Consider the following 22,624-nt stretch of genomic DNA (forward strand, 5'->3'; position numbering starts at 1 on the left):
GTTCGCCCTGAGCTTGTCGAAGGGCGCTTCCCAACCGCCCTTCGACAAGCTCAGGGCGAACGGTGGAGTTCAACTTGACGAGCACAGATTCCCGTAGCCGTGATCAGCGCTGCTCGCGCGGCTTCCAGGTGAGGACGCGCCAGACATAGAAGATCAGCCCCATCACAACCGTCACGACGATCGCCGTCGTCATCCAGCGCTCGATCTCGTCGAACCAAGTGCCGAGACCCAGTCCGACGGCAACCAGCAGTGTGTTCCAGATCATGCTGCCCGCGGCGGTGTAGAGCAGGAAGCGGCCGAGCGGCATGTGCATCAGCCCGGCGGGTATCGAGATCACGGTACGGCCGAAGGGCAGGAAGCGGAACACGAACACGGTGATCCCGCCCCAGCGATCGAAATAGCGCCGCAGCCGCTCGACATCCTCCCACTCGATCGTGAGCCAGCGGCCCCAGCGATCGACCATCGGGCGCAGCCGCTCGTAGCCGAGCCGACGGCCGATCTCCCACCAGAAGAGATTGCCGAGCACGGTGCCGGCGGTTCCCACCAGCACGACCGGCACGAATGCCATCCGCCCCTGCGCGACCGCGATTCCGGCCATTCCCATGATCGCCTCGGAAGGGACCGGGGGGACGATATTTTCGAGCATCATCAGGAAGAAGACGCTCAAATAGCCCCAGTCGAGCCAGCCGGTCATGGCCGCCGCCTCAGCCGCGCGCCGCCACCCGCGCCTCGATCGCTTCCCATATGCGGGCTGCGGTGTCGGTGCCGTTGAACCGGTCGATCGCCACGATGCCGGTGGGCGAGGTCACGTTGATCTCGGTGAGCCATTCGCCTCCGATAACGTCGATCCCGACAAAAAGGAGCCCGCGGCGCTTGAGCTCGGGGCCCAGTGCGGCGCAGATTTCCTTCTCCTTGTCGGTAAGCTCGGTCTGCGCCGCCGATCCGCCGACCGCGAGGTTCGAACGAATCTCGCCCTCGCCGGGGATGCGGTTGACTGCCCCCGCGATTTCACCGTCGACCAGCACGATCCGCTTGTCGCCCTGCGCTACCGAGGGAAGGAACGCCTGCACCATGTGCGGCTCGCGATAGGCGGTGTTGAACACTTCGATCAGCGACGCGAGGTTCGCCCCGTCGGCTCCGACCTTGAAGATCGCCTTGCCGCCGTTGCCGTGGAGCGGCTTGACCACGATCTCGCCATGCTCGGCCAGGAAGGCGCGTGCCTCCTCCAGGCTGCGCGTCACCAGCGTCGGCGGCATGAAGCGCGCATAGTCGAGGACGAAGATCTTCTCGGGCGCGTTGCGCACGCTGGCGGGATCGTTGACCACCAAGGTGCGGTCGGCGATCCGCTCGAGCAGGTGGGTGGCGGTGATGTAACCGAGGTCGAACGGCGGGTCCTGGCGCATCAGCACCACGTCGGCGTGTTCGCCGAGATCGAGCTTCACCGGATCGCCGAAGGCGAAGTGATTGCCCTCCACTCGCTGGACCGTCACCGGATGCGCGCGGGTCCAGACGCGGCCGCCGGCATAGTTCAGGTCCTCGGGCGCATAATGATAGAGCATGTGCCCGCGCGCCTGCGCAGAGAGCATCAGCGCGAAGGTCGAATCGCCGGCGATGTTGATCTGGTCGAGCGGGTCCATCTGCACGGCGACGGTGAGGTTCGGCACGCTAATCTTCTCCTCCGTTCGCCCTGAGCCTGTCGAAGGGCGGCTCCCGATCGCGGGAAGCGGGCTTCGACAAGCTCAGCCCGGACGGGGCTGGGGCCCGGGCGATGTAGGAGGCGCGTTGCCGCTTGTCATCCGATCCACGCATTCTCGATGTGGCGCGGCGGCGTGCGCGGGGCGATCAGCACCACATCGATGCGGATGTCGTCGCCGGGGCCGGCGAAGCGCGGCATCAGATATTCCGCGGCCGCGGCGACGCGCGCGAGGCGGCGCTCGTCGATCGCGAAGTCGAGCTCGGCGCCGGTGGCGCGCGTCTTCACTTCCACGAAGGCGATCAGATTGCCGCGGCGCACGACCAGATCGACTTCGCCCACCGGCGTGCGCACCCGTCGTTCGAGGATGCGCCAGCCCTTGAGCCGCAGCCACCAGCCCGCCAACCGCTCGCCGCGCCGGCCCGAAGCCTCGGCAGCGCGGCGGTCTCTCACGCTTTCATTTCCATCGCCCGCGCGTAGAGTGCCTTGCGATCGAGCCCGAGGCGCTTCGCCACTTCGCCCGCGGCCTTGGAGGCCGGCAGGCGGGTGAGCGCCTCGGCAAGGGCCGCATCCGCATCCTCGGCGCTGGCAGGCGGCGCCTCGCCCGGCGGAGCAACCACCACGACGATCTCGCCCTTGGGCGGCGCATCGGCATAGCGCGCGGCGAGCGTGGAGAGGGTGCCGGTCACGCATTCCTCGAAGCGCTTGGTGATCTCGCGCGCCACCGCTGCCTCGCGGTCGCCCAGTCCCTCGGCGAGTGCGGCGAGACAGGCAGCGAGCCGCGGCCCCGATTCATAGAGCACCAGCGTCGCCCGGATCGATGCGACTTCGGCGATCGCCTCGGCGCGTGCCTGGGCTTTGGAAGGGAGGAAGCCGAGAAAGAAGAAGCGATCGGTGGGGAGCCCCGCCAGCGTCAGTGCCGCAATCGCGGCGCAGGGGCCGGGGATCGTCGTGACTGCATGACCCGCGGCGCGGGCGTCGCGCACCAGCTTGAAGCCGGGATCGGAAATCAGCGGCGTGCCTGCGTCCGAAACCAGCGCCACCACTTCGCTTCCCATCCGCGCGATCAGCCCGGGCCGCACCGAATCGGCATTGTGATCGTGATAGGGCGTCATCCGCCCCTTTGCGCCGAGATGCCGGAAAAGTCCGGCCGTCACACGCGAGTCCTCGACCGCAACGATATCGGCGTTCATCAGTACTTCAGCCGCGCGCGGGCTTAGGTCGCCGAGATTGCCGATCGGTGTCGCGACGATGTAGAGGCCGGGCGCAAGAATAGAGTCCATCGGGGAGTGTCATGGCAGAGGCTATAGGGAAACCGCAACCAGGGCTTTGGGCGATGCTCCGCCGCGCAGCGATCGGCGCGACAATGTTGCTCGCCGCCTGCTCGACCGGCCCGCGCGTCGTTCCGAAGGCCGAGCGCCCGCCCACGGCCGACCGGCCCGTCGCTCCCCCGCCGATCGAGCCGGGCCTGCCGCAGGACGTCCAGCGCCATCGCATCGCGCTGCTGGTGCCGCTCACCGGCGAGAATGCCGGAGTGGGCAAGTCACTCCAGAACGCCACCCAGCTCGCGATCCTCGACACGCGCAGCGACGCGATCCGGATCACCACCTATGACACCGCGGCGGCGGGCGGCGCGGCCGCGGCGGCGCAGCAGGCGATCGCCGATGGCAACCGGCTGATCCTGGGGCCGCTGCTCGCCGACGATGCGCGCGCCGTCGCCCCGATCGCGCGCCGTGCCCGCGTGCCGGTACTGAGCTTCTCGAACGACGTGAGCGCCGCCGGCAACGGCACCTATCTGCTCGGCTATGCGCCGACCCAGTCGATCGAGCGCGTCGTGCGCTACGCCAAGGGGACCGGCGTGACCGATTTCGTCGGACTGATCCCGTCGAGCCTGTACGGCGAGCGGGCCTCCACTGCCTTCCTGCGTTCGGTCGAGCAGGCCGGCGGCAAGGTGCTCGCGCTGGAAACCTTCGACGCGCGGCCGGGATCGCTCACCGGCGCCATCGGCCGGATCAATCGTTCGCCCTATCAGGCGGTGCTGATCGCAGGCAGCGCGCAAAGCGCAGTCACCGCGGTCCCGGCGATCCGCCGCGCCCCTGCCGGCAAGGCGGCGCGCGTGCTCGGCACCGAGCTGTGGAACACCGATTCGGCGATCGGATCGAAGACGGCGCTCAACGGCGCCTGGTTCGCGAGCGTGCCCGACAATTATTATCGCCAATATGCGACCAAATACCGCGCCCGCTTCGGCGCAGCGCCCTTCCGGCTCTCCACGCTCGGCTATGACGCGGTCCTGCTCACCGTCCGCATCGCGCGGGACTGGCGGCCCGGCACCGAGTTCCCCGAGCGGCGGCTGACCGACGCCGACGGTTTCGCCGGGCTCGACGGCGCCTTCCGCTTCGGCCGCGACGGCATGGCTGAACGCGCGCTGGAGGTGCAGGAAATCCGCGGCGGCACGACGGTCACCGTCTCGCCCGCACCGGCCAATTTCGCGGGGAATTGAGACGCCGGGATTCGGGTAACCGGCAGGGGCTCCGTTTGCCCTGAGCCTGTCGAAGGCGATCTTAACGAGCGAACGGATCGTGGCGCTGTGCCCTTCGACAGGCTCAGGGCGAACGGGGGTCCCTGGCTTATGCGATCACCAGCTCGCGCAGGATCGCTTCCAGCACGGGCATACCGGCATCGGTCACCCACAGCCGTGCTCGGTCGCGCGTGACGAGCCCCTGCGCTTCCAGCCTGTCCAGCGCGCGCGCGTCGATCGGCGCCGCGCCGCCCGCCAGCGCTTCGATCCGTGTCATGTCGATCCCCTCGCCCAGCCGCAGCCCCATCAGCAGCGCTTCCACCGCCTGCTCCTGCGGCGCGAGCGGATCCTCGCGCTCGATGCCGTGGCGGTTGCGCTCGATCGCGTCGATCCAGTTCTCGGGCTTCTTGCGGCGAAGCGTCGCCATGCCGCCGCGGCGCCCGTGTGCACCGGGGCCCACGCCGGCATAGTCGCCGTAACGCCAATAGGTCAGGTTGTGCCGGCTCTCGGCGCCGGGACGGGCGTGATTGGAGATTTCATAGGCGGGCAACCCGGCAGCGGCGGTGATCGCGCGAGTCGCCTCGAACAGGTCGGCGGCGGCATCCGGGTCGTAGGCCGCGAGCTCGCCCTTTTCGAACAGCGTGGCGAAGCGCGTGCCGGGCTCGATCGTCAGCTGATAGAGCGAGAGATGCTCGGTGCCGAAGCCGATCGCGCGTTCGAGCTCGGCGGTCCAGCCGGCCAGCGTCTGCTCGGGGCGCGCGTAGATGAGGTCGAAGCTGACACGGCCGAACGCGGCCTGCGCAGTCTCCAGCGCCCCCAGCCCCTCGCGAACCCCGTGCGCGCGGCCAAGAAAGGCCAGCGCTTCGTCATCGAGCGCCTGCAGCCCGAGCGACACCCGGTTGACCCCCGCGGCGGCGAGATCGGCGAAGCGCGCCGCCTCCACCGAGGAGGGATTGGCCTCCAGGGTGATCTCGACGCCGGGCTCGAAACCCCAGTGGCGCTCGGCCGCGGCGATCACGGCCTCCACCGTCTCGGGCGGCATCAGCGAAGGCGTGCCCCCGCCGAAGAATATCGAGCCGAGCCGCCGGCCGGGCAGCGCGGCAGCCTCGTGCGCCATGTCCGCGAGCAGCGCCTCGCGCCACAGCTCTTGGTCCACAGATGCGCGGACGTGGCTGTTGAAGTCGCAATAGGGGCATTTCGAGACGCAGAAGGGCCAGTGCACATAGAGTGCGAGGGGAGTTGCGTCTGTCATGGACCAGCGGCTGGGGCGAGTGGAGCGGGTAACGGGAATCGAACCCGTGTATTCAGCTTGGAAGGCTGCTGCACTACCATTGTGCTATACCCGCCCAACCGCGCGCCGAGTGCCACAAGCACCCGGGTGCGGTCAACATAATGCGGCACCGGGGAGTTGCAATTGGCGGTGTTCCCTTCTCCGCTTCGGCCATCGCCCGCTCGACGATTCAGGAACGTGCATCGGGGCCTCGCGTTTGTTACGTTCGCCGAACGGATCATGAGGACCCCGATGCGCCTGACTTCCGCCTTAGCCGCCGCCGGACTGCTCGCAGCCTGTTCCCAGCAGCCTGCCGAGAACGCGGCCATCGATAACGTGGCGAACACGGCAGACCCGGCGGAGGCCAACGTCCTCGACGAGACGGTGCCGGGCGAACCTTCCCCTGCGCCCGCACCGCTGAACCCGCCTGCTCCTGGCGAGCCCGGCGGGCTCGACAATGATACGACGCCGATTGCCGAAGGGCCGATCGCCGAAGAGAGCGCGCAGGGCGCCGCGCAGGTGGTCCAGAGCTATTATGCGCTGATCGAATCGGGCCGCTATCGCCAGGCCTGGGATCTATGGGACAATGGCGGCCGTGCTTCGGGGATGACGCCGCAGGCGTTCGCCGCCAGCTTCAACCGCTATGCCGAATATCACGCCAACATCGGCGCGCCGGGGCGGATCGAGGCCGGTGCCGGGCAGCGCTATGTCACGGTGCCGGTGCAGGTCTATGGCCGGCTCAAGGACCGCAACCGCCCGTTCACGATGTCCGGCAGCGTGACGCTCCACCGTGCGGGCAACATCGACGGCGCCACGCCCGAGCAGCGCCGCTGGCGGATCAGCAGCACCGACGTCGAGCCGCGGCCAGGGGAACCCACTCCCCGGCCAACCGAGGACAATCGCTCGACCGCCAATTATCGCTGCATGGACGGAACCCGGCTGGTCGCTCGCTTCGATCCCGACAACAACCGCGTGACCGTCTCCCGCGGCGGCACCGCGCTGGCGACGCTGCGCGGCCAGCCGACCGGATCGGGCATTCACTATGCGGGTGGCGGTTACGATCTGCGCGGCAAGGGCACCAGCATGACGTGGACCGCGCCCAACCAGCCGCCGATCGCCTGCACCGCAATCGTGCGGTGAACGCCTAGCCGGCAGCCTCGCGCACCAGCAGCTTGTCGATCTTGCGGCCGTCCATGTCGACGATCTCGAAGCGCCAGCCCTGCTCGACGAAGTCCTCGCCTTCGTTGGGCAGGTGCTTGAGCACCGCGAGCGCCAGCCCCGCGACCGTGGCATAATCGCGGTCCTCGGGCAGATCGATTCCCAGCCGCTCGGCGAGCGCGTCGGCGGGCATCTGGCCCGAGACGAGCAGCGATCCGTCTTCGCGCACCACCACCTTCGGATGATCGCCCGGTTCGGTGTCCGAAGCAAAGTCGCCCGCGATCGCCGCCAGCAAGTTGGCGGGCGTCACGATCCCTTCGAAATGGCCATATTCGTCATGGACCAGCCCCATCGGCACTTCCGCGCGGCGCAATGCCCCGAGCGCGTCCATCGCGTCGACCTGATCGGGAAGCACCGGCGCGGCGCGCATCAGCTTGCGCAGGTCGAGCGGCTCGCCGCGGAACAGCGCCGCGGCGATGTCGCGCGACTGGACCACGCCGATCACCGAATCGACCGAGCCTTCCGCTACCGGCAGCCGCGTGTGCGGCGTTTCGAGCAATGCCGCGCGGATGCCGGCATCGTCGAGGTCGACGTCGAGCCAATCGACATCGGTGCGCGGCGTCATCACTTCGCGCACCGGCCGGTCGGCGAGCCGCACCACGCCCGAGATGATCGAGCGCTCATGCTCCTCGATCACGCCCGATCGCGACGCCTCGGCGACGATCAGGTGCAGTTCCTCGGCCGTCACGCGATTTTCCGATTCGCGGTTGAGCCCCAGGAGGCGGAAGATCAGCGCACTCGTCGAATCGAGCAGCCACACGATCGGCGCGGTGATCTTGCTGAGCCAGAACATCGGGATCGCCATCGCAGCGGCGATCGGCTCGGGCGAGCGCAGCGCGAACTGCTTGGGCACCAGCTCGCCTATCACCAGGCTGGCATAGGTGGTGACGCCGATCACGAGCGTGAGCCCCAGCGTGTAAGCCAGCTCGGCACCGATCCCCAGCCCAGCCAGCCGCTGCGCGACCGGTTCGCCCAGGCTCGCGCCCGAATAGGCACCCGACACGATGCCGATCAGCGTGATACCGATCTGCACGGTGGAAAGGAACTTGCCGGGGTCCGACGCCAGCCGGATCGCCATCGCGGCGCCACGGTTGGTCCGCGCCATCCCCTCCAGCCGAGCAGGCCGCGCCGAAACGATCGCGAGCTCGGACATCGAGAAAAGGCCGTTGATGGCGATCAGCACGAGGATGATCGCGACGTCGATCCAGGGGAAAGGGTCGTCCATGGTGAGGGGGCACCTCATAGCCGCACCGGCCCGCACCGCACAATGGCCGTAGCGCGCGGCAGCACTCAATCAGTCATTGCAGGTTCAGTGCGTAAGCGGAACAATGGCTGCAGGCGGCGTGTTCCTCCGCCGTAGGGGTAATGTTCTAGGAGAAGTTCAGTCATGAACAGGGCAGGAAAAACTCTGATCATCGCCGCGCTGGCGGCAACCACGATCACTGCGGGGTGCGTGACCGATCCGGTCACCGGTGAGAAGCGGATCTCGAAGACCGCGCTCGGCGGCATCGGCGGTGCGTTCGGCGGCTATTTGCTGGGCGACATCATCGGCGGCCGCAACGATCGCACAGCCAAGATCATCGGCGCGGGAATCGGCGGCCTCGCAGGCGCGGGCGTCGGCAACTACATGGACCGTCAGGAGCGCGAGCTGCGCGAGAAGACGGCCGGCACCGATGTGGACGTGATCCGCCAGGGCGACGATTTGCTGCTGCGTATGCCGTCCGGCATCACCTTCGCGACCAACGAAGCGATCATCCAGCCGCAGTTCCGCCCCACGCTCGATCAGGTCGCCAGCGTGCTCCAGCAATATAACCAGACCTATATCGACGTGTACGGCCACACCGATTCGACCGGCAGCGACGCCTATAACCAGGCGCTGTCTGAGCGCCGGGCGCAATCGGTGGCCGGCTATCTGTCGTCGCACGGCGTCCAGAGCGCGCGGATCGGCACTCGCGGCTTCGGCGAAACCCAGCCGATCGCGAGCAACGACACCGAGGAAGGCAAGGCCGCCAACCGCCGCGTCGAGATCAAGGTCGTGCCCGTCCGGCAGGGCGACCTGTAAATCGAACGTTCCGTGCCTACTATCCTCCCCCGCCAGGGGGAGGTGGCAGGCGCAGCCTGACGGAGGGGGAGGAATCACCGCGCTCCATTCGAGGTCGCATCGCTCGCCGCCCCCTCCGTCGCCTTCGGCGCCACCTCCCCCTGGCGGGGGAGGATGAAGGTCCGCTGGGATCGCGGATCCCTCGCCTAACCTCGCCGTTCACGGAAGAAATCGCGAAGGAGCGCGGCCGCCTCCGCCTCGCCGATCCCGGAGTATATCTCCGGCCGGTGATGGCACGTCGGCTGCGCGAAGAAGCGCGGGCCGTGCTCCACCGCACCCCCCTTGGGATCGCTTGCGCCGTAATAGAGCCGGGCGATCCGCGCATGGGCAATCGCGCCCGCGCACATCGCGCAGGGCTCCAGCGTCACCCACAGGTCGCAATCCTCCAGCCGTTCGCGCCCCAGCAGCCGTGCGCCCTCGCGAATCACACGCATCTCGGCATGCGCAGTCGGATCGCTGAGCGTGCGCGGGGCATTGGCCGCAGCGGCGATCACTTCGCCACCACGCACCAGCACCGCGCCCACCGGCACTTCGCCGGCACGCGCCGCAGCCTCGGCAGCATCGAGCGCAGCACGCATCGGGGCAGGGAGCGGAAACATCGCGAGCGGCTTAGCGCCTCGCCCGCGGCGCGTCACCTTCAGGCAGGGGCAGGCTCCGGCACAGGCTCGGCGCGGAGCACGATCCACAGCGCATAGATCATGCCCGGCACGAACCCCAGGACGGTGAGCCCGCAGGCGATCAGGAATTCGGCGCCGGGCCCGCGCGCCAGATATACGCCGAGCGGCGGCAGCAGCGCCGCAGCGGCGATTCGGCCCGGGCTCGCGCTCATCGCGCCGCCGGCGTGGGCGAAGCGCCCGCCTGCCGCACCTCGATCGTGGGAACCGACACGGTCTTGTTGGTCATTTCCACCACCGGCACCTGGACAGTCTCGTTCTCTGTCCCGATTCCGACGCTTCCGGTCTCCGCCTTGAACTTGGGCAGCTGGCCGCCATCGACGCGCACGCTGGGAAGGGTGGCGCCCTGCTGCTGCCGTATGCTGATCATGCCCAGTGACATGAGCACCACCACCGCCAGCAGGACGAGGCCGATCAGAACCAATAATATGCGCATCGCGTTGCCGTCCCTTTTCGAATCGCTTGCGCAACCAACGCCTCATGCGCCATTGGAGTTGCAGCGCCCGGCGCGCCGCCAGCGGGGAATCGGTTGACGTATCCTCGCAATGGGGGTATCGGCGCGGCCTTTCCGGCTCCAAGGCGTTCTTGGGCCAAACTCAGGATTTGAAGCGATGTCGCGCATTTGCGAGCTGACCGGCAAGGGCCGGCAGGTGGGACACAACGTCTCCCACGCCAACAACAAGACCAAGCGGACCTTTCTGCCCAACCTGCAGAACGTGACGCTGATCTCGGACGCGCTCGGCAAGAGCGTGCGCCTGCGCGTCTCGACGCACGGCCTGCGTTCGGTCGAGCATGTCGGCGGTCTCGACAACTGGCTGCTCAAGACCAGCGACGACGATCTGTCGCTGCGTGCGCGCCGCCTGAAGCGCGAAGTGCGCAAGGCAGCTGCCGGCGCCCCGGCCGCGGCCTAATTCCCTTTCTCCGGCTCGCTCGGAAGCGCGAGCCGGAACTTCAGCAGAAGCGACTTCTCCCAGAATTGGGAATTGTCGTCGGAGACGATCCACACGATCGTCTCCGTTTTTTCGCGTGTCACCGCGATGCCCTCGAAATTATCGTGCAGCAGCGGTGCCGCCAGCGTCGCGATTTCGCGCCCGTGCAGCGTGGCGCCCTCCGAGAGCCCGTTCAGATCCACGATCGTCAGCTTGGCGGTGAACAGCGTGCGCGGGGAAAAATCGCGGTTGAGCATGAGCAGCCGGCCATCAGGCAGCTCGGCGACGTCGACGGGATTGTAGCCGGCCGGCGGCACATAGGCGAAGCGCATCGGCGACGGACCCGGCTCGGTGGGGTCGCCCGCGAATCGCAGCGCCACGCGCGCATTGCGCTGCTCCATGGGCCAGCGCAGCTCGGAAAACACCAGGAACGCCCCGTCGCGCAGCCGCACCATCGCCTCGGCACCGCCGGCGACCTGCCATTTCCGTATCGCTTTGGGTCGTGCCCCGCGCTCGACGCGCCCCAGCGTCGAATCATAGCGCCAGATCGCGTTGACGCCCTCGAACCCCACCCACATCCGCCCGCTGGCCGGATCGTGCGTGAGCGATTCCGAATCGCGGTCCAGCTTGCGCCAGCCGGTGCCCGGGCCCGGCAGATCGCCATAGGCGAGCGCGAACGGGCGAAAGTCTTCGCCCATGCGGAAGCGGACGATGTTGCCGGCATCGCTGAGCAAGGTGAATTGGTCACCCTCGACTGCGATCGCCGAGAAACCGCCGAAGGCGCGGTCGTCGCTTTCGAGCTGCACGCCGCCCAGATAGACGAGCGCGCCCACACGGGTCCGCGTCGGATCGGAGGGGCTCAACGCCACCGGCGTCACCCGCATCGGCGCATCGGCGCGGAAGACGCGACGGATCAGCTCGTCGGAACTCGACAGCGGCAGAAGGGCAATCGCGGAAAGCAGGAACGGGAAGCGCATCGCCGCTCCTAATAGCGGGTAGCGGAGCTTCGGCCATGGCGGAAAGATGAACGCCAGATGACGGGTTCGTTCAGCGAGAGATCAAGAAATGTAAACTATTCGTTAACGCCTAGTTTGCGTACCCCCCGCCCTCCTGTCGTGTATCGAGGGCCAGGGCCGGTTCCCTGACGGGAGCCGGCCCTTCGCATTTCAATACATATGCTGGCCGCCGTTGATCGACAGCGTCGATCCCGTGACGAAGCCCGCATCCTCCGAGCACAGGAACGCCACGCCGCGCGCGATCTCGCTCGCCTGACCCAGCCGGCCGACGGGTATCTTGGCGACGATCTTCTCCAGCACGTCGGTGGGCACCGCGGCGACCATGTCGGTATCGATATAGCCCGGCGCGATCGCATTGACGGTCACGCCTGCGCGTGCGCCCTCCTGCGCCAGCGCCTTGGTGAAGCCGTGGATGCCCGATTTGGCGGCCGCATAGTTGACCTGGCCATATTGCCCGGCCTGGCCATTGATCGAGCCGATGTTGACGATGCGGCCCCATTTGCGGCTGCGCATGCCGGGAAACACCGCATGCGCCATGTTGAAGCAGCCGCCCAGGTTGACGCGGATCACTTCCTCCCACATCGCAGGGGTCATCTTCAGGATCGTGCCGTCGCGTGTGATGCCCGCGTTGTTGACGAGCACGTCGACCGGGCCGAGTTCGGCCTCCACCTGGGCAACGCCCTCGGCACAGGCCGCGTGATCGCCGACATCCCATTTGAACGCGCGGATTCCGGTGCGCTCGGTGAAGGCGCGCGCCTTCTCCTCATTGCCGGCATAATTCGCCGCGACCGTCATCCCGGCATCCTTGAGCGCAAGGCTGATCGCCTCGCCGATGCCGCGGGTTCCGCCCGTCACGATCGCCACGCGTGCCATGCCGTTTCCTCTCCTTGCTCATTTCGTCTGACGCTAGGGCAGACCGGGATAAATACTCAATAGCCCCTAGAGCCAACCCGCCAGTTCGCGTCCCAAGATTGTCTTGAGCATGGCGATGCCGGGCTCGCTTGCATTGAGGCACGGCAGATAGGCGAAATGCGTGCCGCCCGCCGCGACGAAGGTCTCGCGTCCGCGGATAGTCAGCTCCTCGAGCGTCTCGACGCAGTCGGCCGAGAAGCCCGGTGCGACGATCGCCACCTTCTTCACGCCGCGCCCGGGCAGATCGCCGAGCACCGCATCGGTCGCAGGTTCGAGCCACTTCGCGCGGCCGAAGCGCGACTGGAAGGTGATGGTGAGCTCACGCCCAAGCGCCTCGGCCAGCAACCGCGCGGTCTTCTGGCAGTGGCAGTGATAGGGATCGCCCAGGTGCAGCGTCCGCTCGGGCATGCCGTGGAAACTTGCCAGGATCGTGTCGGGCACGAAATCGAGCGCGGCGAGCGACGCCTCCACGCTCGTCCTGAGCGCGTCGATATAGGCCGGATCATCGTGATAGGGCGGCAGCGTGCGCACCGCCGGCTGCCAGCGCATCGCGGTGAGCGCAGCGAAGGCACGGTCGTTGGCGGTCGCGGTCGTCGCCGCGCAATATTGCGGATAGAGCGGCGCGATCAGAATGCGCTCGCACCCCGCTGCCTTGAGCGCACGCACCCAGTCCGTGATCGCAGGCCGGCCGTAGCGCATCGCATAATCGACGACGACATTCTCGCCGAACGCACCCTGAAGCGCCTGCGCCTGCTCGCGCGTGATCGCCGCGAGCGGGGACCCGTCCTCGCGCCACACCTGCTTATAGGCGTGCGCCGATTTGGCCGGCCGCGTGCGCAGGATCACTCCGCGCAGGATCGGCTGCCAGGCGATCGCCGGAATCTCGATCACGCGCGGATCGGAGAGGAACTCCGCGAGATAGCGCTTCACCGCGCGCGGCTCGGGCGCGTCGGGGGTGCCGAGGTTGATCAGCAGCACGCCGATGCGCGGGCTCGGGATCGGCGGATGGTCGGAAGGGCGAATCATTCGGCGTCGGATAGCAGCGGCAACCGGCGGAAACGAATGCCGGTTGCCGCCTGAAGTGCATTGGCGACCGCAGGCGCCACCGCCGGCACCGCCAGTTCGCTCGCGCCGCCGGGCTCGGCGGTGCTGGCGATGATCTCCACCGTAATGTCCGGGCAGTCGGCAAGCGTCGGCAGCATCAGCTCGCCCAATTGGCGCACGTCGGCGACATTTTCCGTGAATTCCGTCGAACAGCCCGTCGCCGCGGCCATGCCGAAGATCAGCCCGCCCTCGATCTGCTGGCGCACCAGATCGGGGTTCACCACGCGCCCGCAATCGACAGCGGCGACCAGCCGCTCGACCTTGACGCGACGGTCCCCCGTCAGGCTCGCCTCTGCGAGCACCGCGATGTGCGATCCGCGGAAGCTGTGGCACGCGATCCCCTGCCCGCTTCCCGGCACGCCCCCCTGCCAGCCGCCGAGCTGCGCCGCCATCTGCAGGCAGCGCGCCAGCCGCGGCTGCTGTCCCAGCATCGCCATTCGGAACGACACCGCCTCCTGCTGCGCGACATGCGCGAGCTCGTCGATGAAGCTTTCGGTGAAGAAGCAAGTATAGCTGTGTGCGCCCGATCGCCAATAGCCGGTCGGAATGCCGATGTCGGCGGGATGGTGATCGATCGCCAGGTTCGGAATCGCGTAAGGCGGCAGCGCCCCCTCCACCGCCGAAGCATCGCCGCTTCCCGCAACGGCCACCGCAGCCCCGGCAAGCGCGTCGCCGCCGAGCAGCCGTTCGGCGAGCTCATGCCCCGTCGCGGGCGCGGCGATCTTGGCGAGCCAGCCGGTGATCCGGCCCTGTTCGTTGAGCTTCGCGGTGAGCCGTCCCGCCGCCGCGGGGCGATAGCGGTCGTGCCGGAACTCCTCGCCGCGCGGCCACACCAGCTGCACCGGGCGGCCGATTCGCCTGGCGAGCAGCGCCGCCTGCCCCGCTGCATCCTGCTCGAGCCGCGCGCCGAACGATCCGCCCGCAAGCGTCGGGTTCACGATCACGTCGCTTTCGCCGAGCCCCGCCGCGCGCGCCGCCGCAGCGCGCGCAAGCCCCGGCGCCTGCGTGGGGAGCCACAGCCGCAGCCGCCCGTCCGAAAATTGCGCGGTGCAGGTCATCGGCTCGAGCGGAGCGTGGAGCGCGAGCCCGACGCGATATTCGGCCGCCACCACGCGCGCGCCGCGGAAATCGGCGGCCAGATTGCCTGCCTGCTCGATCCGCGCACCTTCCGATTCAAAGGCCGCGCTCAGCGCTGCCTCGATCGAATCGCTGTTGATCACATTCTCAGGCGTGCGGAAGCGCGGGCGCATCGCGTCGAGCGCGCGGTCGGCCGCCCACCAGTTGCGCGCCACCGTCGCGACCCATTGGTCGGTGGTAACCACCGCGAGCATGCCGGGCACCTTGTCGGCCTCGGCACGGTCGATCCGGGCCAGCTGGGTCTCGCCGGACGGGCCCTGGCGGATCGAGGCATAGACCATGTCGGGCAGCCGCACGTCGCCGGCGAAAACCGCGGTGCCGTCCACCTTCGCCGGCGCATCGAGCCGCGGCAGCGGCTTGCCGTAGAGCCGGGCACCCTCCCCGCTGCGCAGCGGCACCTCGTCGGGCAGGCTCTCGTCGGCCGCCTCCGCCGCGAGTTCACCGAAGCCCAGCCGCTGGCTGCCATGCGTCACCACGCCGCCGGCGGCCGCGCACGCCTCCCAGTCGACGTTCCAGCGCCGCGCCGCAGCCCTACACAACAGCACCCGCGCCGCGGCACCCGCGCGCTTGAGCTCGACCTCGAAATTGCGGATCGAAGTCGAGCCGCCGGTGAGCATCAGCCCCGTGCGCCGCGCATGGCCGGCGCGCATTCCCTTGGGCAGCTGACCGAACGCGGCCGCGAACAGAGTCTCGGCAGCCAGCGTATTGGCATAGAGCGGGTTGAGCGGCGCCGGCTCGACTCCCACCAGCTTCCAGTCGGCGCCGAGCTCGTCGGCCACGATCTGCGGCATGGCGGTGTACACGCCCTGCCCCTCCTCGCACTGCGGCACCGCGACGGTGACATGTCCGTCGGTCCCGATCTTGATCCACGCACCGAACAGGCTCTCGCCCGGATCGGCGGTGAGATTGGGCGGATAGGTGCGCGGCCACGTCGCCCACGCCACCAGCAGCCCCAGCCCGGCCCCGCCGCCGATCAGCAACGTCCGCCGGTCGATCTTCGTTCTCGGGTGCAGCGCCATCGCCTCGCTCTATCGCGCACCGCCCGCGCACGCCAGCGGCCAGAAATCCAGCTTTCGTCTTGGGCCAGCTTTCGTCTTGGGTTTGTCCCGGACCTGCTCTATCGCGGCGATACACCGACGAGGACCGAACCGACGTGCTTACCCATTTCCTCGCTGCAGCCAGCGACCATATCCGCTTTCAGGACCTGGGGCTGAACCCGGTCGCGCTGTCGCTCGGCTTCTTCGACATAAAATGGTATTCGCTGGCCTATATCGCCGGCATCCTGATCGGCTGGTGGTATCTGCTCAAGCTGCTCGCCCGTCCAGGCGCGCCGATGAGCCGCCGCCACGCCGACGACCTCGTCTTCTACGCGACGCTCGGCATCATCCTCGGCGGCCGTCTGGGCTATGTGATCTTCTACGCGCCCGACATGCTGCTCAAGCCGCTCCGGCTGATCCAGCTGTGGGAAGGCGGCATGTCGTTCCACGGCGGGGTGATCGGCGTCACGCTCGCGATCATCCTGCTCGCGCGGCGCCAGGGGCTCAACTGGCTGCGTATCCACGATTATGTCGCCTGCTGCGTGCCCTTCGGCCTGTTCTTCGGCCGCCTCGCCAATTTCGTGAATGGCGAGCTGTGGGGCAAGCCGGCCGATGTTCCCTGGGCGATCGTCTTCCGCGGCACCGTCGCGGCAGGCCCCGAGCCGGCGCGCCACCCGAGCCAGCTCTACGAAGCGGGGCTCGAGGGTATCGTGCTCTTCGCGATCCTCTGGTTCTTCTTCTGGAAGACCGACTCGCGCTACCAGCCCGGCAAGCTCGTCGGCATCTTCCTGCTCGGCTATGGCGCCTTCCGCTTCTTCGTCGAGTTCTTCCGCGAGCCCGACCAGCAGTTCGCGGGCACCTTCCTCGAAAGCACGATCCACATGGGGCAGATCCTCTGCCTGCCGATGATCGCGGGCGGCATCTACCTGATCGTCACCGCCAAGGGCCGCCGCCAGCGCGTCGAGCCGATCGCAGGTTCGGAGAGCGTGGCGTGACGGCATAGCTGTCATCCCGGCGAAAGCCGGGATCTCATGCGAGAATGAAATGACCGACGCCGACAATCCTCTTGCCGCCACGCCCGGGCAGCGCAGCGAAAACGCCGCCGAACCCCTGCTCGCCGAGCGTCTCGCCCGCGCGATCACGCTTGCCGGGCCGATTCCGCTCTCGCAGTTCATGGGCGCCGCCAACACGCATTATTACGCCACGCGCGATCCGCTGGGCGCCCGCGGCGACTTCACCACCGCGCCCGAGATCAGCCAGATGTTCGGCGAGTTGATCGGCTTGTGGCTCGCCGACCTGTGGGACCGAGCCGGGCGCCCCGCCGCACGGTACGTCGAGCTCGGCCCGGGCCGCGGCACGCTCGCCGCCGATGCGCTGCGCGCCATGGCCAAGGCCGGGTTCGCGCCCCCCGTCGACCTGGTTGAGACCAGCCCCACGCTTCGCGCCGCCCAGGCCGAGCGCGTGCGCCGGGCCGAATGGCACCTCGACCTCGTCGGCTTGCCCGACGACGCGCCCCTACTCGTCGTCGCCAACGAGTTCTTCGACGCGCTGCCGATCCGCCAACTCGTCGCCACGGCCGGCGGCTGGCGCGAGCGCCTCGTCGCCTGCCAGGACACCTTGTTCCTGCCGATCGCGGGAGACCGCAGCTTCGACATGATCATTCCACCGCACCTGAAGGACGCGCCGCCCGGATCGATCATCGAGACTTCGCCCGCCAGCGTCGCGGTGCTGCGCGCGCTCGCGGCGCGGCTGCTCGCCCAGGGCGGTGCCGCGCTGATCGTCGACTATGGCTATGCAGGTCCTGCGATCGGCGACACGCTCCAGGCGGTGCGCGGCCACCAATATGCCAATCCGTTCGATACGCCGGGTGAGGCGGACCTCACCGCGCACGTCGATTTCGCCACGCTCAGGGAGGCAGCCGAAGCCGAAGGGCTCGCCGTCCACGGCCCGGTGACGCAGGGCGAGTTTCTGACCCGCCTCGGCATCGCCGAGCGCACCGCGAGCCTGTCGCTCGCCGCGCCCGAGCGCGCGGGCCAGCTCGCTATCGATCGCGACCGGCTCGTCTCCGCCGAGCAGATGGGCGATCTCTTCAAGGTGATCGCTCTCACCGCCCCCGGCTGGCCGGTGCCCGCAGGATTTCAGCCATGACCATTGACTCCGATCACCCTCACCCTTCCGGCGCTTCGCGCTTCCCTCCCTCTCCCGATGGGAGAGGGAAGGGGCCCGCCGCCGAAGGCGGTGGGAAGGGTGAGGGTGATCAGACCCGCCCCGCCACCGCCGCCGATCTGCCCGCGATCGACGCAATCTTCCGCGAGAGCTTCGTCGCGACGTTCGGCCATCTCTACGCGCCCGCCGATCTCGAAACCTTCCTAGCGCGCTTCACGCCCGAGGCATGGGCAGCCGAGTTCGCGGCCGAAGGATTGGCCTTCCGCGTCGCAGAGGACGACCAGGGGCCGTTCGGCTATTGCAAGGTCGGCCCGCTCGCGCTTCCCGCCACTCCCGAAGGCCCGGCGATGGAGCTGCGCCAGCTCTACCTCCTCGAACGCGGCAAGGGGACTGGCGCGGCACAGGCGCTGATGGAATGGGCGATAGCCGTTGCCCGCGGGCGCGGCGCCGCCGAGCTCTGGCTCACGGTCTATATCGACAACCACCGCGCCAAGCGCTTCTACGAACGCTATGGTTTCGAGGATCGCGGCCCCTATCTCTTCATGGTGGGCGATCATGAGGACGAGGACCGGCTGATGCGGCTCGCGCTGTGAGCGACGTCGAAGCGCTGCGCGCCCGCGCGCTCGAAGGCGTGCCGCACGGCTTCCTCGGCCGCCGCGGCGGCGTCTCGACCGGGGTTGTCGCGGGGCTCAACACCGGCACCGGATCGGCCGACGATCCCGCGCTGATCGCCGAGAACCGCCGCCTCGCGGTCGAGGTGGTGCTGCCCGACGCGCGGCTCGTCACCGTCTACCAGGTCCATTCGCCCGATGCCGTTACGGTGATCGAGCCCTATGACGAGGCGCTGCGCCCGCACGCCGATGCGCTCGTCACCGATCGGCCCGGACTCGCGCTCGGCATCCTCACTGCCGATTGCGCGCCTGTGCTGCTGGCGGACCGCGAAGCCGGCGTAGTCGGCGCAGCGCATGCCGGCTGGAAGGGCGCGATCGGCGGCGTCACCGATTCGACGATCGCCGCAATGGAGACGCTCGGCGCCCGCCGCGAGCGCATCGCCGCCGCGGTGGGGCCCTGCATCGCCCGCGCGAGCTACGAAGTCGACGACAGCTTCTTCCGCCGATTCGCCGAAGCCGATCCCGCCAACGAGCGCTTCTTCGCCGACGGCCGCGCCGGCCACCACCAGTTCGACCTCGAAGCCTATGTCGCACACCGGCTCGCCGCGGCCGGCGTGCGGACGATCGAGATGCTGGGGCAGGACACCTATTCGCAGCCCGACCGTTTCTTCAGCTTCCGCCGCGCAACGCACCGCGGCGAGCCCGATTACGGCCGGCAGATCAGCATCATCGGGCTTTAGGGCGCACGGGTCCGGCCGCGCCTCCCAACAACCCACCGTCACTCCGACTCGCTCCGGGGTCCACGCAGCCTCACCGGCTACCATAGAGCCTCTTGGCCAACCCTCGTTCCCCGGTGCACCCCGGAACAGGTCCGGGGTGACGTTGAATGGGGCGGCCGCGGCCCAACGCGCCCCTTCCAATGTAGGGTTTCGTCTGCTTAGCTCGCATCCTGCGAGACGGCCTCCTCGCCACCTCGCTGGGTAAGGGGCCTCCGACCCGCGCGACAGTGTCAACTTCGTGTCAACTTCGGCCCGCGTCGGGGATGCATCGGCCCGCGCAGTTCGTTACAGACGTTACCAACTGACGCATGGAGAGAGCCCGAATGACCGACGAGACCGAAGCCGAGCTGACCGGCGGCACCCCGCGGCGGCGCCCCAAGCCCGCGATCGACAAGGTCGGCGGGCGCAAGCTCAAGCCGAGCACGCTGATGATGGGGCACGGCTATGATCCGGTGCTGTCCGAAGGCTCGCTCAAGCCGCCGATCTTCCTCACCTCGACCTTCGTCTTTCCCAATGCCGCGGCGGGCAAGCGCCATTTCGAAGGCGTTACCGGCAAGCGCCCCGGCGGCGCCGAGGGGCTGGTCTATTCGCGCTTCAACGGCCCCAATCAGGAAATCCTCGAAGACCGGCTGAGCGTCTGGGAAGAGGCCGAGGACGCGCTCGCCTTCTCGAGCGGCATGTCGGCGATCGCCACGCTGTTCCTCTCGATGGTCAAGCCGGGCGACACGATCGTCCATTCGGGCCCGCTCTATGCCGCGACCGAGACGCTGATCGCGCGCATCCTCGGCCGCTTCGGCGTCCATTGGCTCGATTTCCCCGCGGGTGCGACGCGCGAGGAAATCGATGCGGTGCTGTCGAAAGCCGCGAGCGGAAACGTCGCGCTGATCTACCTCGAATCTCCCGCCAACCCGACCAACGCTCTGGTCGACGTCGAAGCCGTCGCCGCCAGCCGCGACGCGATCTTCACCGGGGCCAACAAGCCGCCGATCGCGATCGACAACACCTTTCTCGGTCCGCTCTGGGCCAAGCCGCTCAAGCAGGGCGCCGACATCGTCGTCTACAGCCTCACCAAATACGCCGGCGGTCATTCGGATCTCGTCGCGGGCGGTGTGCTCGGCTCGAAGGAGCACATCAACACGATCCGGCTGATGCGCAACACGATCGGTACGATCTGCGATCCCAACACCGCCTGGATGCTGCTGCGCTCGCTGGAAACGCTCGAACTGCGCATGAGCCGCGCGGGCGAGAATGCCGCCAAGGTGTGCGAATTCCTCGCGAGCCATGAGAAGGTCGAGAAAGTCGGTTATCTCGGCTTCCTCGAACGCGGCGAGGACAAGCGCCAGGCCGACATCTACCGCCGCCACTGCACCGGGGCGGGATCGACCTTCTCGCTCTACCTCAAGGGCGGCGAGAAGGAGGCGTTCGCCTTTCTCGACAGCCTCAAGATCGCCAAGCTCGCGGTGTCGCTCGGCGGCACCGAGACGCTGGCGAGCCATCCCGCCGGCATGACGCACCTCTCGGTCCCCGACGCGCGCAAAGCGGCGCTCGGCATCACCGACAATCTCGTCCGCATCTCGATTGGAGTCGAGGACGCCGACGATCTGATCGCCGACTTCGAGGAAGCGCTGAAAGCGGTGTAGGCGTGGTCCGCGCTCCCCTCTCTGCGCTCCCCTCCCGCTTGCGGGAGGGGAAAGCCTACCGCAGCGTCAGATCCCGCACCCGATCCGTCTTCGGTGGCACCACCGCCTCCGGCCTCGCGAGATAGGCTTCGAGCGCTTCGAGGTCCGTCACGCCCGTCACCGGATCGCTCCCCGCAGCGAAGCTGGTGAACCCGTCGCCACCGTTCGCCAGGAAGTTGCTCACGCTCACGCGATAGACACGGTCGTCCTCGATCGCCGCGCCGTTCAGCCGCGGGTCGATCACCCGCTGCCCCACCGGCCGTCCCAGGTCGAAACCATAGGAAAAGCCCCGCGAGACGAGCAGCAGCGTCCGCCCGCCTACCTTGCTCTCGTCGAACTGCTGCTCGAGGATCGCGCGCAGCTGCCGCCCGGTGAAGCGCATCACGGTGAGCACATTGCCGAAGGGCTGGACGGCGTAGATGTCGCCGAAGGTCACGCTGCCGTCGGGCCGCGGGTTGAGATCGGCGCGCACGCCGCCCGGATTCATGAATGCGATCTCGGCGCCATCGACACGCGCAGCTGCAAGCTGGGCATCCGCAATCAGATTGCCCAGCACCTGCTCGCGCATACCATTGGGGCCGCGCGGCGCCGGGCCGGCCAGCCGCCCCACCGGCCGCTCGGCATAGTGCTTCGCCGCCGCCGAATAGCGCGCCACCAGCGCCGCCACCGTGGGCTCGGGTGCGAAACGCGGATAGAGATCGGTCGCCTCGGCAGTGACCCGCGGCGTGGTGAAGCCGTCACTCTGGACGATGACATTGTCCGCACGCTTGGCGATCACGCGCCCCGCGCGCGGATCGATGTCGAGCGTGATGTCGGTGAGCATCGTCCCGCCATAGCCGGCGCTGGTGAGGAGGAACGGCCGCCCCGCGTCCACCTTGCCGAAGTCGCAGACATAGGCCCGGTGCGTATGCCCCGAGACGACGAGGTCGACGCGCGGATCCAGCCGCTCGAGGATCGGCACGATCGGGCCGCGCAGCCCCCCGCACGTCTTGTCGTTGTAGCCCACATCGGTCTCGCCGCCCTGGTGGACCAGCACCACGATCGCGTCGGCACCTTCCGCCTTGAGCCTGGGCACCAGCGCGTTGACGGTATCGGCTTCGTCCTCGAAGCGCAGCCCTGCGATCCCCGATGCCATCACCAGGCTGGGCGTTCCCTTCAGCGTCATGCCGATGAAGGCGACGCGCACCGCGTTCGCGCCGCTGCCGAAGCTGCGGATGCCATACGCCGGAAACAGCGTGCCGCCGCCCGCCTTCGCCACATTGGCGGCGAGATAGCGGAACTTCGCACCTTCAAACTTGTCGAGCGCGCACGGATCGCGCTGCGCAAGTTTCTCGCACCCGCCGTTCTGCAGCCGCTGCAGCTCGCGCCAGCCGCGATCGAACTCGTGGTTGCCGACGGCATTGAAGTCGACACCTGCAAGGTTCATCGTCGCGATCGTCGGCTCGTCGAGAAACAGCGAGGAGACGAGCGGGCTCGCGCTGGTCATGTCGCCTGCCGAGACGACTACCGTATTGGGGCTCGCCCCGCGCAGCTTGCCGATCGCAGCGGCGAACCAGGCCGCGCCGCCCGCGGGCACCTGCACGTCCTTTCCGTCCGCGCCCGGCGCCGGAACCGCGATCCTGGGCGGTTCGAGGTTGCCGTGGAAATCGTTGAAGGCGATGATCTTGACCCGCACCGGCGCGGCAGCGGGCGCAACAGTTTCGGCGTCCGGCGTGCGGGCGCATCCCGAAAGCAGGGCAAGCCCCGCCACCGCAGCCAACATCGTCCGCATCGCCGAGTC

The 22,624-nt window shown here is 68.3% G+C and carries 23 protein-coding genes and 1 tRNA gene; 9 read left to right on the forward strand and 15 right to left on the reverse strand.

Annotated features, from left to right (window positions below; all coding sequences use genetic code 11):
* Window positions 1–103: 103 nt before the first annotated feature.
* From ACMGDH_RS00175 to rsmI, 4 genes are all read right to left on the reverse strand, one after another.
* The gene (locus ACMGDH_RS00175) at window positions 104–694 is read right to left on the reverse strand and encodes a DedA family protein (RefSeq protein ID WP_436825902.1); all 591 of its coding nucleotides are present in this window, start codon (window positions 692–694) and stop codon (window positions 104–106) included.
* Window positions 695–704: 10 nt separating this feature from the next.
* A complete protein-coding gene (gene gshB / locus ACMGDH_RS00180; protein ID WP_436825903.1) occupies window positions 705–1,664 on the reverse strand; it encodes a glutathione synthase in 960 nt (319 codons plus the stop codon).
* A gap of 128 nt (window positions 1,665–1,792) precedes the next feature.
* Window positions 1,793–2,146, reverse strand: a complete 354-nt coding sequence (locus tag ACMGDH_RS00185) for a YraN family protein (RefSeq protein WP_436825904.1) — start codon at window positions 2,144–2,146, stop codon at window positions 1,793–1,795.
* Entirely contained in the window at window positions 2,143–2,976 is an 834-nt protein-coding gene (rsmI, locus tag ACMGDH_RS00190) for a 16S rRNA (cytidine(1402)-2'-O)-methyltransferase (protein ID WP_436825905.1), read from the reverse strand. Before rsmI ends, ACMGDH_RS00185 begins: the two co-directional genes overlap by 4 nt.
* Before the next feature lie 53 nt (window positions 2,977–3,029).
* Here rsmI and ACMGDH_RS00195 point away from each other — a divergent pair, with 53 nt between their 5' ends.
* On the forward strand, window positions 3,030–4,193 hold the full coding sequence (locus tag ACMGDH_RS00195; RefSeq protein ID WP_436825906.1) for a penicillin-binding protein activator: 1,164 nt from the start codon (window positions 3,030–3,032) through the stop codon (window positions 4,191–4,193).
* A 127-nt stretch (window positions 4,194–4,320) separates the two neighbouring features.
* Here the strand turns inward: ACMGDH_RS00195 and hemW are convergent, their stop codons facing one another.
* Both hemW and ACMGDH_RS00205 read right to left on the reverse strand, forming a co-directional pair.
* Window positions 4,321–5,463 (reverse strand): radical SAM family heme chaperone HemW, encoded by a 1,143-nt coding sequence (gene hemW / locus ACMGDH_RS00200; RefSeq protein WP_436825907.1) that lies wholly within the window; start codon window positions 5,461–5,463, stop codon window positions 4,321–4,323.
* A gap of 20 nt (window positions 5,464–5,483) precedes the next feature.
* Window positions 5,484–5,557, reverse strand: a tRNA-Gly gene (locus ACMGDH_RS00205).
* Window positions 5,558–5,733: 176 nt separating this feature from the next.
* On the opposite strand from ACMGDH_RS00205, the gene ACMGDH_RS00210 reads away from it, so the two are divergent.
* Window positions 5,734–6,621, forward strand: coding sequence for an MliC family protein (locus ACMGDH_RS00210; RefSeq protein ID WP_436825908.1), 888 nt, complete (start codon window positions 5,734–5,736; stop codon window positions 6,619–6,621).
* A gap of 4 nt (window positions 6,622–6,625) precedes the next feature.
* On the opposite strand, the gene ACMGDH_RS00215 is transcribed toward ACMGDH_RS00210, so the two are convergent.
* Window positions 6,626–7,924, reverse strand: coding sequence for a hemolysin family protein (locus ACMGDH_RS00215; RefSeq protein WP_436825909.1), 1,299 nt, complete (start codon window positions 7,922–7,924; stop codon window positions 6,626–6,628).
* A gap of 162 nt (window positions 7,925–8,086) precedes the next feature.
* Here ACMGDH_RS00215 and ACMGDH_RS00220 point away from each other — a divergent pair, with 162 nt between their 5' ends.
* The gene (locus ACMGDH_RS00220; RefSeq protein ID WP_436825910.1) at window positions 8,087–8,761 is read left to right on the forward strand and encodes a YiaD family glycine zipper/OmpA-like lipoprotein; all 675 of its coding nucleotides are present in this window, start codon (window positions 8,087–8,089) and stop codon (window positions 8,759–8,761) included.
* Between the two features lie 185 nt (window positions 8,762–8,946).
* Here ACMGDH_RS00220 and ACMGDH_RS00225 read toward each other — a convergent pair whose 3' ends face one another.
* From ACMGDH_RS00225 to ACMGDH_RS00235, 3 genes are read right to left on the reverse strand one after another with little or no spacing between them, the layout of a single operon-like run.
* On the reverse strand, window positions 8,947–9,378 hold the full coding sequence (locus ACMGDH_RS00225) for a nucleoside deaminase (protein ID WP_436827190.1): 432 nt from the start codon (window positions 9,376–9,378) through the stop codon (window positions 8,947–8,949).
* A 59-nt stretch (window positions 9,379–9,437) separates the two neighbouring features.
* On the reverse strand, window positions 9,438–9,629 hold the full coding sequence (locus ACMGDH_RS00230) for a YqaE/Pmp3 family membrane protein (protein WP_436825911.1): 192 nt from the start codon (window positions 9,627–9,629) through the stop codon (window positions 9,438–9,440).
* Window positions 9,626–9,910 carry a hypothetical protein gene (locus ACMGDH_RS00235; RefSeq protein ID WP_436825912.1) on the reverse strand — a complete coding sequence of 95 codons (285 nt, stop codon included), beginning with the start codon at window positions 9,908–9,910 and terminating at the stop codon, window positions 9,626–9,628. The genes ACMGDH_RS00230 and ACMGDH_RS00235 overlap by 4 nt, the downstream gene beginning before the upstream one ends.
* A gap of 175 nt (window positions 9,911–10,085) precedes the next feature.
* On the opposite strand from ACMGDH_RS00235, the gene rpmB reads away from it, so the two are divergent.
* Entirely contained in the window at window positions 10,086–10,385 is a 300-nt protein-coding gene (rpmB, locus tag ACMGDH_RS00240) for a 50S ribosomal protein L28 (protein WP_436825913.1), read from the forward strand.
* On the opposite strand, the gene ACMGDH_RS00245 is transcribed toward rpmB, so the two are convergent.
* The 4 genes from ACMGDH_RS00245 to ACMGDH_RS00260 form a co-directional block, all read right to left on the reverse strand.
* Window positions 10,382–11,380, reverse strand: a complete 999-nt coding sequence (locus ACMGDH_RS00245) for an esterase-like activity of phytase family protein (protein WP_436825914.1) — start codon at window positions 11,378–11,380, stop codon at window positions 10,382–10,384. The genes rpmB and ACMGDH_RS00245 overlap by 4 nt on opposite strands.
* 189 nt (window positions 11,381–11,569) lie before the next feature.
* A complete protein-coding gene (gene phbB / locus ACMGDH_RS00250; protein WP_436825915.1) occupies window positions 11,570–12,292 on the reverse strand; it encodes an acetoacetyl-CoA reductase in 723 nt (240 codons plus the stop codon).
* A 66-nt stretch (window positions 12,293–12,358) separates the two neighbouring features.
* Window positions 12,359–13,357, reverse strand: coding sequence for a ferrochelatase (gene hemH, locus ACMGDH_RS00255; RefSeq protein WP_436825916.1), 999 nt, complete (start codon window positions 13,355–13,357; stop codon window positions 12,359–12,361).
* The gene (locus ACMGDH_RS00260) at window positions 13,354–15,591 is read right to left on the reverse strand and encodes a xanthine dehydrogenase family protein molybdopterin-binding subunit (protein WP_436825917.1); all 2,238 of its coding nucleotides are present in this window, start codon (window positions 15,589–15,591) and stop codon (window positions 13,354–13,356) included. Before ACMGDH_RS00260 ends, hemH begins: the two co-directional genes overlap by 4 nt.
* Before the next feature lie 134 nt (window positions 15,592–15,725).
* On the opposite strand from ACMGDH_RS00260, the gene lgt reads away from it, so the two are divergent.
* From lgt to ACMGDH_RS00285, 5 genes are all read left to right on the forward strand, one after another.
* Window positions 15,726–16,604: a prolipoprotein diacylglyceryl transferase gene (lgt, locus tag ACMGDH_RS00265; protein WP_436825918.1), complete on the forward strand. Its 879-nt coding sequence runs from the start codon at window positions 15,726–15,728 to the stop codon at window positions 16,602–16,604.
* Between the two features lie 49 nt (window positions 16,605–16,653).
* On the forward strand, window positions 16,654–17,757 hold the full coding sequence (locus ACMGDH_RS00270) for a class I SAM-dependent methyltransferase (RefSeq protein WP_436825919.1): 1,104 nt from the start codon (window positions 16,654–16,656) through the stop codon (window positions 17,755–17,757).
* Complete coding sequence (locus ACMGDH_RS00275) at window positions 17,754–18,368, forward strand: GNAT family N-acetyltransferase (protein ID WP_436825920.1); 615 nt, start codon at window positions 17,754–17,756, stop codon at window positions 18,366–18,368. The genes ACMGDH_RS00270 and ACMGDH_RS00275 overlap by 4 nt, the downstream gene beginning before the upstream one ends.
* A complete protein-coding gene (gene pgeF / locus ACMGDH_RS00280; RefSeq protein ID WP_436825921.1) occupies window positions 18,365–19,126 on the forward strand; it encodes a peptidoglycan editing factor PgeF in 762 nt (253 codons plus the stop codon). Before ACMGDH_RS00275 ends, pgeF begins: the two co-directional genes overlap by 4 nt.
* 362 nt (window positions 19,127–19,488) lie before the next feature.
* Entirely contained in the window at window positions 19,489–20,805 is a 1,317-nt protein-coding gene (locus ACMGDH_RS00285) for a cystathionine gamma-synthase family protein (RefSeq protein ID WP_436825922.1), read from the forward strand.
* Window positions 20,806–20,860: 55 nt separating this feature from the next.
* Here ACMGDH_RS00285 and ACMGDH_RS00290 read toward each other — a convergent pair whose 3' ends face one another.
* Window positions 20,861–22,615, reverse strand: coding sequence for a bifunctional metallophosphatase/5'-nucleotidase (locus ACMGDH_RS00290; protein ID WP_436825923.1), 1,755 nt, complete (start codon window positions 22,613–22,615; stop codon window positions 20,861–20,863).
* Window positions 22,616–22,624: the final 9 nt, after the last annotated feature.

Source organism: Sphingomonas radicis (assembly GCF_051400635.1).
Classification (GTDB): Bacteria; Pseudomonadota; Alphaproteobacteria; order Sphingomonadales; family Sphingomonadaceae; genus Sphingomonas.